This is a genomic window from Acinetobacter sp. YH01025 (assembly GCF_013420185.1).
Classification (GTDB): Bacteria; Pseudomonadota; Gammaproteobacteria; order Pseudomonadales; family Moraxellaceae; genus Acinetobacter; species Acinetobacter indicus.
In genome coordinates, this window is record NZ_VOYR01000007.1 from 153,701 (window position 1) to 167,868 (window position 14,168).

The 14,168-nt window shown below is 48.3% G+C and carries 12 protein-coding genes and 1 rRNA gene; 9 read left to right on the top strand and 4 right to left on the bottom strand.

Annotated elements, in window-relative coordinates; all coding sequences use genetic code 11:
- The first annotated feature begins 27 nt into the window (after window positions 1-27).
- From ssuD to FTT89_RS09295, 4 genes are all read left to right on the top strand, one after another.
- A complete protein-coding gene (ssuD, locus tag FTT89_RS09280; protein WP_016658677.1) occupies window positions 28-1,203 on the top strand; it encodes an FMNH2-dependent alkanesulfonate monooxygenase in 1,176 nt (391 codons plus the stop codon).
- Window positions 1,203-2,018 (top strand): aliphatic sulfonate ABC transporter permease SsuC, encoded by an 816-nt coding sequence (gene ssuC, locus FTT89_RS09285; protein ID WP_005181008.1) that lies wholly within the window; start codon window positions 1,203-1,205, stop codon window positions 2,016-2,018. Before ssuD ends, ssuC begins: the two co-directional genes overlap by 1 nt.
- Before the next feature lie 13 nt (window positions 2,019-2,031).
- Window positions 2,032-2,835, top strand: coding sequence for an ABC transporter ATP-binding protein (locus FTT89_RS09290; protein ID WP_104470575.1), 804 nt, complete (start codon window positions 2,032-2,034; stop codon window positions 2,833-2,835).
- Window positions 2,836-3,217: 382 nt separating this feature from the next.
- Complete coding sequence (locus FTT89_RS09295) at window positions 3,218-3,871, top strand: TetR family transcriptional regulator C-terminal domain-containing protein (RefSeq protein ID WP_160240808.1); 654 nt, start codon at window positions 3,218-3,220, stop codon at window positions 3,869-3,871.
- Between the two features lie 43 nt (window positions 3,872-3,914).
- On the opposite strand, the gene FTT89_RS09300 is transcribed toward FTT89_RS09295, so the two are convergent.
- Entirely contained in the window at window positions 3,915-4,481 is a 567-nt protein-coding gene (locus tag FTT89_RS09300; RefSeq protein WP_005181021.1) for a hypothetical protein, read from the bottom strand.
- 298 nt (window positions 4,482-4,779) lie between these two features.
- Here FTT89_RS09300 and ribF point away from each other — a divergent pair, with 298 nt between their 5' ends.
- The 5 genes from ribF (at window position 4,780) to FTT89_RS09325 (ending at window position 10,381) form a co-directional block, all read left to right on the top strand.
- A complete protein-coding gene (ribF, locus tag FTT89_RS09305) occupies window positions 4,780-5,784 on the top strand; it encodes a riboflavin biosynthesis protein RibF (protein ID WP_016658673.1) in 1,005 nt (334 codons plus the stop codon).
- A gap of 61 nt (window positions 5,785-5,845) precedes the next feature.
- A complete protein-coding gene (gene ileS / locus FTT89_RS09310) occupies window positions 5,846-8,692 on the top strand; it encodes an isoleucine--tRNA ligase (RefSeq protein WP_104472324.1) in 2,847 nt (948 codons plus the stop codon).
- The gene (gene lspA / locus FTT89_RS09315; RefSeq protein WP_005181030.1) at window positions 8,685-9,224 is read left to right on the top strand and encodes a signal peptidase II; all 540 of its coding nucleotides are present in this window, start codon (window positions 8,685-8,687) and stop codon (window positions 9,222-9,224) included. Before ileS ends, lspA begins: the two co-directional genes overlap by 8 nt.
- Complete coding sequence (locus tag FTT89_RS09320) at window positions 9,217-9,699, top strand: peptidylprolyl isomerase (RefSeq protein ID WP_180172848.1); 483 nt, start codon at window positions 9,217-9,219, stop codon at window positions 9,697-9,699. Before lspA ends, FTT89_RS09320 begins: the two co-directional genes overlap by 8 nt.
- A gap of 139 nt (window positions 9,700-9,838) precedes the next feature.
- Entirely contained in the window at window positions 9,839-10,381 is a 543-nt protein-coding gene (locus FTT89_RS09325) for an NADPH-dependent FMN reductase (protein ID WP_180172849.1), read from the top strand.
- 503 nt (window positions 10,382-10,884) lie between these two features.
- Here FTT89_RS09325 and FTT89_RS09330 read toward each other — a convergent pair.
- From FTT89_RS09330 to rrf, 3 genes are all read right to left on the bottom strand, one after another.
- Window positions 10,885-12,051: a PQQ-dependent sugar dehydrogenase gene (locus FTT89_RS09330; RefSeq protein WP_005181040.1), complete on the bottom strand. Its 1,167-nt coding sequence runs from the start codon at window positions 12,049-12,051 to the stop codon at window positions 10,885-10,887.
- Window positions 12,052-12,421: 370 nt separating this feature from the next.
- The gene (locus FTT89_RS09335; protein ID WP_016658670.1) at window positions 12,422-13,771 is read right to left on the bottom strand and encodes an aromatic acid/H+ symport family MFS transporter; all 1,350 of its coding nucleotides are present in this window, start codon (window positions 13,769-13,771) and stop codon (window positions 12,422-12,424) included.
- 289 nt (window positions 13,772-14,060) lie between these two features.
- Window positions 14,061-14,168: ribosomal RNA gene (gene rrf / locus FTT89_RS09340) — 5S ribosomal RNA — on the bottom strand; the annotation flags it as partial.

A 14,168-nucleotide genomic window follows, 5' to 3' on the forward strand; every position in this document is an offset into this window, starting at 1 on the left:
AATCCCATTGAAATAAAGGACGATAATATGAAAATTTTCTGGTTTATTCCCACCCATGGTGACAGCCGCTATTTAGGTACCAGCAAAGGTGGCCGTCAGGTCGATCATGCCTATATGAAACAGATTGCAGTGGCAGTGGACAATTTAGGTTATGAAGGTGTGCTGATTCCAACCGGCCGTTCTTGCGAAGATCCGTGGATTACTGCAGCCAGTTTAATTGATGCGACCCAGAACCTGAAATTTCTGGTGGCCTTGCGTCCAGGCGTGACCACACCAGCCTTAGCAGCGCGTATGGCGGCGACGTTTGACCGTTTATCTGGCGGCCGGGTGTTACTGAATCTGGTCACGGGCGGTGATGAACAGGAACTGAAAGGTGATGGTGTCTATGAAGATCATGCCACGCGTTATCAAACGGCTGCGGAATACACCACCATCTGGCGTGAAATTTTAACCCGCTCGCATACAGGTGAATCGTTCAGCTTCCACGGCGAACGTTTACAGGTCGATGAAGCCAAGCTGCTCTATCCACCAGTCCAGCAACCATATCCACCGCTCTGGTTTGGTGGCTCTTCCGATGCAGCCATTGAGCTGGCCACCGATCAGGTCGACACCTATTTAACCTGGGGCGAACCGCCGGCAGCAGTAAAAGAAAAAATTGAAACGGTACGTGCCAAAGCCGCGGCCAAAGGCCGCAGTCTAAACTATGGCATCCGTCTGCATGTGATTGTACGTGAAACCAATAAAGAAGCCTGGCAAGCAGCCAACGCGCTGATCCAGTATGTCGATGATGCCACCATTGCCGCAGCACAGGCCAAGTTTAAAGCGATGGATTCCGTCGGTCAGCGCCGTATGGCTGAACTGCACAATGGCGATCGCAGCAAACTGGAAGTCTCCCCAAATCTGTGGGCAGGCGTAGGCCTGGTACGTGGTGGAGCCGGTACGGCACTGGTCGGTGACCCTGAAACAGTGGCGGCCCGTATTCAGGAATATGCCGACCTGGGTATTAGCACCTTTATTTTCTCCGGCTATCCGCATCTGGAAGAATCCATCCGTTTTGCCGAACTGGTGTTCCCGCTGTTGCCGCTGGAAACCCGCAAGAAACTGGCACAACCGAATTTGACCGGTCCTTTTGGGGAAATTGTTGCGAATAACTATGTCGCCGCAGACAGCCAGGCGAGCAAACAGCTGAAGGAGCCGGCCTGATGAGTAAAACCATTTCCCTGGAGCAGCTGGCAGAGGCCAAAGTTTCACGTGGAACATCATTTGGGCAGCGGATGCTGCCCTGGCTGGTGCCATTATTACTGATTGCTTTCTGGCAACTGGCCTCAAGTACCGGCCTGCTGGAAAGCCGGATTTTACCGGCACCAACGGCAGTGGTTAGTGCCTTCTGGGGCTTACTGGTCAGTGGCGAGCTGTGGCAGCACGTTCAGGTCAGTGCCGGACGTGCCCTCCTCGGCTTGTTGATTGGCGGTGGTTTGGGCCTGCTGCTTGGCCTGTTAAATGGCTCCTCCAAAACCGCCTCGACCCTGCTGGATACCACCTTGCAGATGATTCGTAATATTCCGGCTTTGGCGCTGATTCCGCTGGTGATTCTCTGGTTCGGGATTGATGAAACAGCCAAATTATTTCTGGTTGCGATTGGCGTGTTCTTTCCCATTTACATTAATACCTATCATGGCATTCGCTCGGTCGATCCACAGCTGATTGAAATGGGCAAAAGCTACGGCCTGAGCCGCTGGCAACTGTATAAGGAAATTATCTTGCCGGGTGCAATGCCTTCAATTCTGGTCGGTCTGCGCTTTTCTTTAGGTCTGGTCTGGGTGCTGCTAATTGTCGCCGAAACCATCTCCGCCCAATCCGGGATTGGCTATATGACTATGAACGCGCGTGAGTTTTTACAGACCGATATCGTGCTGGTCGGCATCCTGCTGTATGCCCTGCTGGGTAAACTGGCCGATGTGCTGGCTGTGGCTTTGGAACGCTATTTACTGCGCTGGCATGCCGGCTACCAGAAATAAGGAGTAAGCGAAGATGAGTAATTTAATTGCCGGCTTGCATGCCGAGCACAGCAGTTCGAAACTGCGCAGCAATCCGGATATTCAGCCGCAGGCGGTGGCAGGTGCGGAAATCCTGATTGAACAGTTACACAAGTTTTATGGTTCGGTGAAGGTGCTGCAAGACCTGGATCTGCATATTCAGCCGGGCGAATTTCTGGCCATTGTCGGACGCAGTGGCTGTGGCAAAAGCACCCTGCTGCGTTTAATTGCCGATCTGGAAAAACCAAGCTACGGCGAAATCAAATTTAAGTCGGCACGGCATATCCGCGAAGGCATTACCTCGGATGATATCCGGGTGATGTTTCAGGACCCGCGTCTGCTGCCATGGCGCAGCATCGAGCAGAATGTACAGCTTGGTCTGGGCAAAGACCAGTACGCACATGCCAGCGCCCTGCTGGAAAAAGTCGGTCTGAAAGACAAAGCCGGGCTATGGCCCTCGCAACTGTCTGGCGGTCAACGACAACGTACCGCGTTGGTACGTGCCCTGTCGCATCAACCGCGGATTTTATTGCTGGATGAACCTTTAGGTGCACTGGATGCCCTGACCCGTCTGGAAATGCAGAAGCTGATTGAACGGCTCTGGACCGAACAGGGCTTTACTGCCATTTTAGTCACCCATGATGTCAGTGAAGCGGTACAGCTGGCCGACCGGATTATTCTGCTCGATCGTGGTCATATTGCCAAAACCTTTCAGGTCAATTTACCGCGCCCGCGGCAAAAAAGTATTGCCTTTGCCGAACTGGAGCAGCAGGTGCTAGATGCAGTCTTGGCCACATGAGGATTAATTTTGGTCTGAGCCTGCCCCCGCAGCTTTACCCTTAAATTCCGGCTCAATTTAAGGGTAAAACTTCATCTCGGTTTATGAAACTTTTGTGACATAGGCCCGAATAGATGCAGGATTATTTCTATAAACTATGTCTTATATTTTGATTTAAAATAAAAGAATAAAAAATCTTTGAAATCAAGCCTTCAGTTATATTTTTTACCAGACTCAAAAAGTGTGCTTTATAGGGATTAAATTTAACAATCCTAGGGAAATTATTAGTTAATCTACAAAATTCTGCTGCATTTATCATAATTTGCAATAGACGAGGATGCACAAAACTGATGATTTGACGTACAATTCGTGATTCCCCCTTTTCATTGTTTTTTAATTGCTAATGGAACAAAAAAAGAGTACTCAAAAACGACATCAGTTGCTGAACGCAGCACTCGACGTATTTTCCTTATACGGTTTTAATGGGGCGAGCTTAGATGAAATCGCTCAGATTGCAGAAATGCATAAGTCGAATATTTTCTATTACTATGAAAATAAAGAAGCGTTATATGTAGAAGTGCTGACCACTGTATTACAGAAATGGCTGGCGCCACTGCAAATGCTGGAAGCCGAGCTTGAACCTGAAGAAGCGATCACCAACTACTTATTGCAAAAGATTGAAGTGTCTCGCACCCAGCCAAAAGCTTCACGCCTGTTTGCGCTGGAAGTGATTCAGGGTGCCCCGCATATTCTGGACATCCTGAAAGGTCCGCTGAAAAAACTGGTCAAGCGTAAAGCCAAAGTCATCAGCAACTGGCAGGAACAAGGCAAAATCTCCAAAGATATTGACCCTGAACTGCTGATTCTGAATATTTGGGCCCTGACCCAGAACTATGCAGACTTCGCGACGCAAATGGAAATGGTCACCGGCAAAACCCTGCGCAACCGCAGCATGCAGCAGCGCATTATCCAGCATACCGTGCATCTGATGCTTTATGGTATTGTGCCGCGTCCAGAACTGAATACCGCACCTCCCTCAGAATCAATCGACGATTGAGCATGATTTTGGCATACGACCATAGTTTGCTATGGTCGCCGAACTAAAAACCACTCTGCTGATATAACGACAATAATTTTTTCGCCCCCAGCAACAGATTTTCTTCCCAGTCCAGATGTGCCGTATCGTTGGCGCCATCGGTAATATATTTGACGGAAATCAGCCGTACATCCAGTTTTTTACAGACTTTGGCCAGCGCATAGCCTTCCATATCCACCAGATTACAGGCCACTTTCGGTGTACCAGTTTCAAAGCTGTCACCGGTGCCACAAATACCAGCCGGTAAATGGGAAAAATGCTGCGGCAAATGAATTTCCGCCGGATGATCGTCATCCATGGGCGTCACTCCGACCTGAAAACCCAACGGTGATACATCCATATCACGCTGTACAAACTGGGTCACTTCCACCAGCTCATGCGCATTAAAATAGGAGCTGCCGGCCGTACCTAAATTTAACAGGGTTTTACAGCCAGTTTTCTGAATTACCTCAAAGGCTTTAAAGGCAGCATTAATCTTGCCAATACCACTATAATGCACCTCGATGCCAGCCTGTTCAAACAGACCTTTGGATTCACTCGGCAATGCCATAATTAAGGCCAGATCCGACATTATTGCTTCTCTACCGCAGTTGCTGGGAGCCACATTAGAAAGCAAAAGGCAGAAAAATAAAAGCTATCCCTGAAATGACAGGTCTTCCAACGACTCCACTTTTTTTCATATCTATGCAGCTTTTCAGTACTGGCTACGCGTTTCCATTTTCATTCGCTCCTGATAAAAACCCGCCAGTGCTGTGGCACCGGTCAAAAATGAGCAAGAAAAATTTTGCATAAAAACAGAACAACAAGACGAATGTGTGAGAATATGGCAATATATAGCCTTTCTTAATGTATAACGTCATTCTTTGCCCATGCAGCTCCTCCGTCTGAATGCTTTAGCGCCTGATTTTCAACTGGAAAAAACTGCCGTTACCATCGGTAATTTTGACGGCGTGCATTTGGGACATCAGGCCATGATTGCCCAGCTAAAACAGCTGGCAGCAGCCCAGCAGCTGAAAACCCTGGTGATGATTTTCGAGCCACAGCCGCTGGAATTTTTTAAAGGCTATGAAGCGCCGCCACGCATCAGCTCCTTAAGAGAAAAAGTCGAATACTTAACCGAGCTGGGTGTAGACTATATTGCAGTCGCCAAATTTGATAATTATTTCCGCAGCTTAAGCGCCGAAGCCTTTGCCGACATACTCAAATATAAACTCAATGCCCACAGTCTGGTGCTGGGTGATGACTTCCATTTTGGCAAAAACCGTCAGGGCAATAGCGAGTTTTTGCAGCAATACGGCTTTCAGGTCACCAACTTAAACACTATTCTGGCCGATGGTGAACGGGTCAGCTCGACCCGGATCCGTCAGACCTTGCAGGCCGGCAATTTAGCGCTGGCAGCCAAATTGCTGGGGCGCCCGTATAGCATTACTGGCCGGGTACAATACGGCGACCAGATTGGCCGGACCATTGATTTTCCAACCATTAATGTCCGTCTGAACCGGCATAAACCCTGCCTGAACGGGATTTATGGCGTGGAAGTGCTCTGTGAAACTGAATCCTTACAAGCCAAAGTTCAGGCAGAGAATCCGAACCAGCCGGGAATTGCCGGCTATGACCCGACCGCGCTGTTTGGCGCCGGTCATGTCGGCACCCGACCAGCCATCAAACAGGACCATCCGGAATGGAGATTAGAAGTACATTTCCCCGAGGTTTCTGCTAATCTGTATGGCCTGTTAATGCGGGTGACGTTCTTAAACTATTTACATGGCGAAAAGGACTATCCTTCGCTTGAAGCCTTAAAAGCTGGAATTGATGATGATGTGGAGAAACTGCTTGAGTTTCGCCGCAGCACCCCAAAATTCCCTTTTGAATAACTCACATTTTTACTGTAAAACGTGTCAGTCAAATGGCTGATTAAATTGGAAGACAACTTGCATGAGCGATAAGCAAACTCCTGAAAATGCAGTGGACTATAAAGCCACACTGAACCTCCCAGGTACTGACTTTGCAATGAAAGCAAACCTCGCAGTACGTGAAGCGAAATGGTTAGAAGAGTGGTATGCCGATGACATTTATCAGCAGATTCGTGCATCGCGTATCGGCAAGAAAAAATATGTGCTTCATGACGGCCCTCCGTATGCCAATGGTCAAATCCACCTTGGTCACGCGGTCAACAAGGTCCTGAAAGACATCATCATTAAAAGTCGTGTCATGGACGGTTTTGACGCGCCATATGTGCCAGGCTGGGACTGTCACGGTCTTCCAATTGAACTGAAAGTTGAAGAAAAAGTTGGCAAAGTCGGCGTCAAAGTTGATGCTTCGACCTTCCGTAAAGCCTGCCGTGAATATGCCTACACCCAGGTCGAACTACAAAAGAAAGACTTTATCCGTATGGGCGTGTTCGGCGACTGGAACAACCCATACCTGACCATGAACTTCAAGCAGGAAGCAGATATTGTCCGTTCTCTGGGTGCCATTGCCAAAGCCGGTCATATCGAGCCAGGCCTGAAGCCAGTGAACTGGTGTCTGGACTGTGGTTCAGCGCTGGCAGAAGCTGAAGTTGAATATGAAGATAAAAAATCCGATGCAATTGACGTCGGTTTTACAGTGGTTGACTTAGCTGATTTGTCTGCACGTTTGGGTGTTGACGTTAAAGACTCAACCGATATCGTGATCTGGACCACCACCCCATGGACCCTGCCAGCCAACCAAGCCGTGGCATTACATGCCGAACTTGAATATCAACTGGTCAAGGCGCGTGGTGAAGAACAGGCCGAGCAAAACTTTATTCTGGCAAAAACACTGGTAGAATCTGCGACCCAGCGTTATGGCTTCAGCTCGGTTGAAGTGCTGGCCGAGTTTGCCGGTAGCAAACTGGAAAATCTGGTGCTGCAACATCCGTTAATTACTGAGCGTCAAGTGCCGGTGATTCTGGGTGAACACGTCACCGATGCCAGCGGTACAGGTGCCGTGCATACTGCACCAGGCCACGGTGTAGACGACTATAAAGTCGGCCTGCAATATAACCTGAAAGTCGACAACCCGGTGGGCGGCAACGGTGTCTATTTACCGACTGCGCCAATTTTTGCTGGTGAACATATTTATAAAGCCAATCCGCAAATTATTGCCGCGCTGGGCGAAGCCAACAAATTGTGGGCACATCATCCAATCAAGCATAGCTATCCGCACTGCTGGCGTCATAAAACCCCGATTATCTTCCGTGCCACACCACAATGGTTTATCAGCATGGATGCCAAAGGTTTACGCCAAGGCGCCCTGAATGCAATTGAAAACGAGATCAGCTTCGTGCCAGATTGGGGTAAAAACCGGATTCAGGCAATGATCGAAGGTCGTCCGGACTGGTGTATTTCGCGTCAGCGTACCTGGGGCGTGCCAATTCCATTCTTCGTGCATAAAGACACCAACGAACTGCATCCACGTACCCCTGAACTGATCGAAGAAGTGGCTAAACTGATCGAACAGGAAGGTATTGATGGCTGGTATAACCGTGAAGCCAAAGACTTCATTGGTGATGATGCTGAACACTACAACGCCGTACGTGACACCTTAGACGTCTGGTTTGACTCGGGTACAACCCACTATGCCGTGCTGCGTGAACGTGAAGAGCTGCAAGATCCGGCCGATCTGTACCTTGAAGGTTCGGATCAGCACCGTGGCTGGTTCCAGTCTTCACTGCTGACCTCGATTGCGATCAATGAACGTGCGCCATACAAAGGCTTGTTAACGCATGGTTTCGTGGTCGATGAAAAAGGCCGCAAAATGTCGAAGTCACTCGGGAATATCATTACCCCGCAAGACATCATTAAAGACATGGGTGCAGACGGCTTACGTTTCTGGATTGCCTCTGCGGATTACCGTTATGAAATGACCGCCGGTAAAGAAATCTTTAGCCGTGCCTCAGACGGTTACCGCCGTATTCGTAACACGCTGCGTTTCTTGCTGGCCAATTTAAACGGCTTTAAACCATCGACTGATGCCCTGCCGGTGGATCAGCTGATTGCGCTGGATCAATACATCCTGCAACGTGCGTCTGAAGTACAAGAAACCATCAAGAAAGCCTATGAAGATATGAACTTCCATATCGTCACCAGCGCCTTGACCAACTTCTGTATTAATGACTTGGGTGGTTTCTACCTCGACATCATCAAAGACCGTCAGTACACCACCAAAGCGGACTCGCAAGCGCGTCATTCCGCGCAAACTGCGTTGTATCACCTGGTACAGGCCTTTGTACGCTGGATGGCGCCAATCCTGAGCTTCACTGCCCAAGAAGCGTGGCCACTGATTCCTGAGCAGTCAGAGAAATATGTATTCACCGCTGAATGGTATGAGCTGCCGGTGGCCTCTGAAGCCAACGTGCTGGCTGAAAGCGAATGGCAGACTTTAATTGCCGTAAAATCTGCCGTGAACAAGTTTATTGAAGCGGCGCGTACTGCAAAAACTGTCGGTTCTAACCTGTCTGCCAAAGTGGAGCTGTGGGCCAATGCCGAGCTGAAAGCGGTGCTGGATAAACTGGGCGATGAACTGCGTTTTGTCCTGATTACTTCTCAGGTGATTGTGAATGAGTTTGATGCAGCACAAGGCGAAGCTTCTGATCTTGACGGTCTGAACGTGAAAGTCTCTGCCGCAGATGGCGAGAAATGTGTACGCTGCTGGCACGTCCTGCCAGATGTGAATACACATCCTGCACATCCAGGTTTATGTGGTCGTTGTATTATTAACCTCCCGACAGGCCAAGGCGAAGAGAGAAAATATGCCTAATCCACAACCGAAAAAGGGCTTATTCCAGTTCTATCCGCACAATTTGTGGTGGATCGGACTGTCTATTGTGGCGATTATTCTGGATCAATGGACCAAATGGATTGCAGTCACCCATCTGAATTATGCAGATCCGGTGCCTGTGCTGCCCTTTTTAAATTGGACGTTACTGCATAACTATGGCGCAGCCTTTAGTTTCTTGTCCGATGCGGGTGGCTGGCAACGCTATTTCTTCACCTCACTGGCAGGTTTGGTCTCCGTGATCTTTGTGTTCTGGCTGATGCGTATGCCAAAGAACATGCTGGTATTACCGCTGGCCATTGCCCTGATTCTGGGCGGGGCCATTGGTAACCTGATTGATCGGGTCGCTTTGGGCTATGTGGTCGACTTTATTCATGTTTACTACAACAACAGCCACTTCCCTGCCTTTAATATTGCAGATAGTGCCATTACCTTAGGCACCATCTTGCTTCTTATTGATACGTTTTTCCTGGAAAAACACCGTATTCAACGTGCGCAGGCGCAACATGACTGAATTTATCAATCCGAACGAAGACACCCGTATTGAAGCGGGTTCTAAAGTTGAACTTCATTTTTCTGTGGCCATTGAAAGCGGCCCGGAAATTGACAATACCCGTAGCCGTGCCGAACCGGTCAGTCTGGTGATGGGCGATAGCAGCCTGTTACCGGGTTTTGAAAAAGCCCTGTTTGGCTTGCGTGCTGGTGACCGTCGTACCGTGAGCCTGCCACCAGAAGAGGCTTTTGGTCCATGGAACCCGGAAAATGTCCAAACCTTTGACACCGTCAAGTTTGAACAGCGTCCGGTTGAAGGCCACATGATCGAGTTTGAAGATAAGGCCAAACAAAGCCTGTATGGCGTGGTCAAATCGGTCAATGATGACATCACCGAAGTCGACTTTAACCATCCACTGGCCGGTAAAGACATTACCTTTGAAGTGGAAATCTTTAAAGTCACCCCAGCGGGCCAGCAAGGCATTCAACTGAAATAAAAGTTCCACATTTTTGAAAAGCTCCTTCGGGAGCTTTTTTTTATGCCATTTTCATGAGGCAGATACAAACTGACTCTATTCAGGCTAACGCAATTCACGTTAATTTGATCCCTACAGCAAAAACAACACAGGATAAAACATGAATATTCAGATTATTGTTGGCAGTGTACGCGAGGGACGTACCGCCATTAAAGTCGCACACTGGGTACAGCAGGCCATTAAAAGCTATAACTTTAGTACCGTGCAGACCGAGCTGGTCGATTTAAAAGAATGGAATTTACCCCTGTTTGCCGGTCCGAATCCGCCGCTAAGCGGTATTTATGACCAGCCGCGTCAACAGGAATGGGCCGACAAAATTGCCCAGGGCGATGCCTTTATTTTTATCAGCCCCGAATATAACCATGGCTATAGCCCGGCCTTGAAAAATGCGTTGGATTATCTGGGCAAAGAGTGGCAAGGCAAACCGGCGGCTTATATCGGCTATGGTGCCACCAATGGATCACGCTCGATTGACCAGATCCGTCAGGTCGGCACCCAGCTGGGACTGATTGACAGCAATGCAGTGGTGGAAATCCGCGATATTTTTAGCCGTAACCGTAGCGAAAGCTTTGAACCGAATGAATTTGATGACAAGACTCTGAAACAGATAGTCGACAAGCTGATTCAATATGTCAGCTCATAATGGCAGCAGCCCTGTAAGCATTTTCTTACAGCAGCTGTGGTGAACTGCGACTAGGGTGCGGCGCGCTTTCATTTTATAGTACCTACATACAGAGACAGGAGGTCTCTTAAATCAAAACAATAACAATAAAAGCAACAACAGCAGGATGCTGATCGGTACGACAGGAGTTATACCGGAATAATGAATCCAGAGAAGCCCGGACAGGATGTTCGGGCTTCTTTTATTTCAGTCCTTTATGTTCTGGTTCTTGTAGATGATGCGCTATTTTAAATCAATTGCTGTTGTACGCCTGAGCGTACAGTACTTGTCGGGTTTTGCGGCTGGTTGGTTCTGATCGCCTGACGTATATTAAAACCATACTGGGACAGGAGGTCTCGTTGCATAAAACAATAATCATAAGCCGCATGCAGGATGCACGCACAGATATAACAGGAGTGATATCTGAGAACTGAATCTAAAAAGCCCCGACAGGACGTCGGGGCTTTTTATTATCTACGAATTCATTATTTGGCTGTCATTTTCAGCAAGCTGGCGCCTTTGCCATCTTCAATCACCCATAAATGACCGTCACGCGCTTCAATCACCCCGCGAATACGCTGTTTCATGTCCAGCCGTTGTACTTCACGTACCGGTTGAGCCTGGGTATCAATCACAATAATCGCCTGCGACGACAATCCTCCGGCAATGGCCTTATTTTTCCACTGTGGAAACTGATCGCCACGGTAAAAGATTAGACTCGAAGGTGAAATGACCGGGGTCCAGTCCAGTTCTGGCGCTTTAAATTCTGGCCGGGTCGCATGATCCGGAATTGGCTGACCACTATAATGATCGCCATTGGACACAATCGGATAGCCATAATTGGCGCCTTTTTCAATCCGGTTCAGCTCATCTCCGCCTTTGGGTCCCATCTCAATTACCCACAGCTGCCCCGCCGGGTCAAATGCCATACCTAAGGGATTCCGATGCCCCAGACTCCATACCTGTGCCGCAATCTGGCCCTGAGCACGGAACGGATTATCTGGCGCAGCGCTGCCATCTGCATTTAAACGTAAGATTTTCCCTAAATTGGAATTCAGGTCCTGTGCCGGGTCAAACTTTTGTCGCTCTCCCGAACTGACCCACAAATAGCCGGCCTGATCAAATAACAGCCGGTGGGCATAATGCCCCTGCCCCGGAACTTTCGGCACTTGGACCCAGATCTGCTGTACATTTTTCAATTGTGGCTGAGCCGCATCTTTTAAATCCAGCTCGGCACGCGCCACCACCGCGCCATAACCGCCTGTGCCGGCTTCCACATAACTTAAATAGACCCAGCGATTCTGGGCAAACTGTGGATGCAGCGCGACATCACCCAAACCGCCCTGCCCGCCATAGGCAACTTTGGGGACACCTTTAACCTCAAGCAGCAGTTTATTGCTCGGGTTAAACAATTTGAGTCGTCCACGCTTTTCAGTAATTAACAAGCGGCCATCGGGCAGCTCAGCCATCGCCCACGGTTCCTGTAAGCGCGCCACCCGTTCCAGCTGATAAGACTGGCTGGTCTTGCTAGTTTCACTGCTTTGGGCGGCTTTCGCTGAATTGGCAGGCTCGGTCTGGGCATTACATCCGGTGGTTAATCCTGCGATGAGCAATGCCGCAGGCCAGGTCAAATATTGTTGTAGTTTTGCCATGACATTTCCTAAAACAGAACAGACAATACTTTGATTGTAGCCCAAAGCCAGTTTTGACCAAGAACACTTGCGTAACCTGCCGGACTTTGTCCGTTTTGGCTTACACCGAATGAAGACAATTGAGGCTAGGAGCAAACCCAGAATTTTCGTATTCTAAATTCATCAGGAAACAGGACGTTTCCCAAACGGAAAACAACAATAATTAGTTTGCGCACCAGGATCGTGAGGTACGACAGGAGTTATACCTAAAGCACGAAATACGAAGAAACCCCGTCAGGATGATGGGGTTTCTTTTTATCTGTGGTTTTTGTTTTCTTAATGCCATAAAAAAAGCCCCCAATCTATGGAGGCTTTTTTCATTTAATACCAATTAGGCTTTGGCAATCGCCGCTTTGCCTGCTTTAATCTGTTCTGCTTCATCTTCACTCATGATTAGCGCTACGGCAATTGCGGTAATCAATACCGGTAAACCGACAGCAATAAAGTTGAAGTGTGCTGGCAGGTTCATACCGAGTAAGCCACCAATCAGGATTGGTCCAACAATCGCACCCATACGGCCAATTGCAGATGACCAGCCAATTCCGGTTGAACGTACTGCCAGTGGATAGTATTGCGCCACATAACTATACAGCAACATTTGTGAACCGATTGACGCTGCACCCGCCAGGAATACCAGAATGTACAGCAAGAACTGGTTTGACTGGAAGCCCATCAGACTCATCACAATCGCGCCCATAATCCCCAGGAACATCAGTACCGGTTTCAGATGGAAACGGTCAGCCAGAATACCACCGCCGACAATACCAACCACGGCACCCACGTTCATCACCATCATGAACATCAGACTATTGTCCATTGAATAGCCTGCCGCCATCATCAGTTTCGGCAACCAGCTGCTTAAGGCGTACATGGTCAGCAAGCAGGTAAAGAACGCTAACCAGAACAATAAGGTGTTTAACGCACGGCCACGTTTGAATAGGCTCACCACGTTGGCTGCTTCCGGCACATCAACCTGATGCAGTTCAAATTTGGTTTCATTGCTGATCTGCACTTCTGGGGCCAAGCGGGCCATGATTGGACGCGCCTGTTCCTGCTTGTTCTCTTTCACAATAAACATCAGCGATTCAGGCAGGAATTTCCAGATAATCGGTAATAGCAACAGGGGAATACCGGCAATGAAGAACATGATTTCCCAGCCAAAGCTTGGGGTTAACCAGGCACCCAATAATGCTGCCATCACCCCACCCACTGCATAACCACTAAACATGGTGGTTACCAGCGTACTACGCATGTTCTTTGGCGCATATTCAGAGGTTAAAGCCACCAGGTTAGGCATCACCCCACCAATCCCTAAACCGGCCAGGAAGCGCAAAATACCGAATTCTGTTGGGTTAGAAGCAAAACCGCCAGCGAAGGTCAGACCACTGAATAACACAATACAGATCATGATGACTTTTTTACGGCCAATTTTGTCGGCCAATGAGCCGAAAATCATGGCACCGAACATCATCCCTGCCAATGCAGTACTGGCCAGCATACCGGCTTGCACCGCACTTAAGCCCCACTCGTCCATTAATAAAGGCAATACCACACCATTAATGGCTAAATCATAACCATCAAATAAAATGATCAGTAGACACCATGCCACTACATTAAAATGAAATGGTTTAAATTTTGCGTGATCAATGACATCATTTACGTTAATAGTTTGATGTGTCATTCCTCACCTCCTGTGAGTCTGTGTTTCAGTGAACTTCCATAGCAACCCATAATGAAGACCCTCATTTCGAGCCTTCTTCATCCACACTTTGCTAGTGGAGTAGATGGTGCAACTTTCACACAATTTACAGAAAATAAGAATTGAACATTAGTCTACAATCCTATTAATAATTAAAGTTTTATATATTATTCTCATTAGACATAAGTTTTATTTTGCTTTCTTAAGCACACAAATTTTCTGCATAAAAAAATCCCCCTGCTGTTTAAGCTAGGGGGATTTTGAATTAATGAGCTGGCGATGACTTACTCTCACATGGGTAACCCCACACTACCATCAGCGCTAAGAGGTTTCACTTCTGAGTTCGGGAAGGGATCAGGTGGTTCACTCTTGCTATTGT

What these genes read in the sequence shown, in the direction of transcription:
- ssuD (WP_016658677.1), top strand. Translation starts at nt 28, where the DNA reads ATGAAAATTTTCTGGTTTATTCCCACCCATGGTGACAGCCGCTATTTA.
- ssuC (WP_005181008.1), top strand. Translation starts at nt 1,203, where the DNA reads ATGAGTAAAACCATTTCCCTGGAGCAGCTGGCAGAGGCCAAAGTTTCA.
- FTT89_RS09290 (WP_104470575.1), top strand. Translation starts at nt 2,032, where the DNA reads ATGAGTAATTTAATTGCCGGCTTGCATGCCGAGCACAGCAGTTCGAAA.
- FTT89_RS09295 (WP_160240808.1), top strand. Translation starts at nt 3,218, where the DNA reads ATGGAACAAAAAAAGAGTACTCAAAAACGACATCAGTTGCTGAACGCA.
- FTT89_RS09300 (WP_005181021.1), bottom strand. Translation starts at nt 4,481, where the DNA reads ATGTCGGATCTGGCCTTAATTATGGCATTGCCGAGTGAATCCAAAGGT.
- ribF (WP_016658673.1), top strand. Translation starts at nt 4,780, where the DNA reads ATGCAGCTCCTCCGTCTGAATGCTTTAGCGCCTGATTTTCAACTGGAA.
- ileS (WP_104472324.1), top strand. Translation starts at nt 5,846, where the DNA reads ATGAGCGATAAGCAAACTCCTGAAAATGCAGTGGACTATAAAGCCACA.
- lspA (WP_005181030.1), top strand. Translation starts at nt 8,685, where the DNA reads ATGCCTAATCCACAACCGAAAAAGGGCTTATTCCAGTTCTATCCGCAC.
- FTT89_RS09320 (WP_180172848.1), top strand. Translation starts at nt 9,217, where the DNA reads ATGACTGAATTTATCAATCCGAACGAAGACACCCGTATTGAAGCGGGT.
- FTT89_RS09325 (WP_180172849.1), top strand. Translation starts at nt 9,839, where the DNA reads ATGAATATTCAGATTATTGTTGGCAGTGTACGCGAGGGACGTACCGCC.
- FTT89_RS09330 (WP_005181040.1), bottom strand. Translation starts at nt 12,051, where the DNA reads ATGGCAAAACTACAACAATATTTGACCTGGCCTGCGGCATTGCTCATC.
- FTT89_RS09335 (WP_016658670.1), bottom strand. Translation starts at nt 13,771, where the DNA reads ATGACACATCAAACTATTAACGTAAATGATGTCATTGATCACGCAAAA.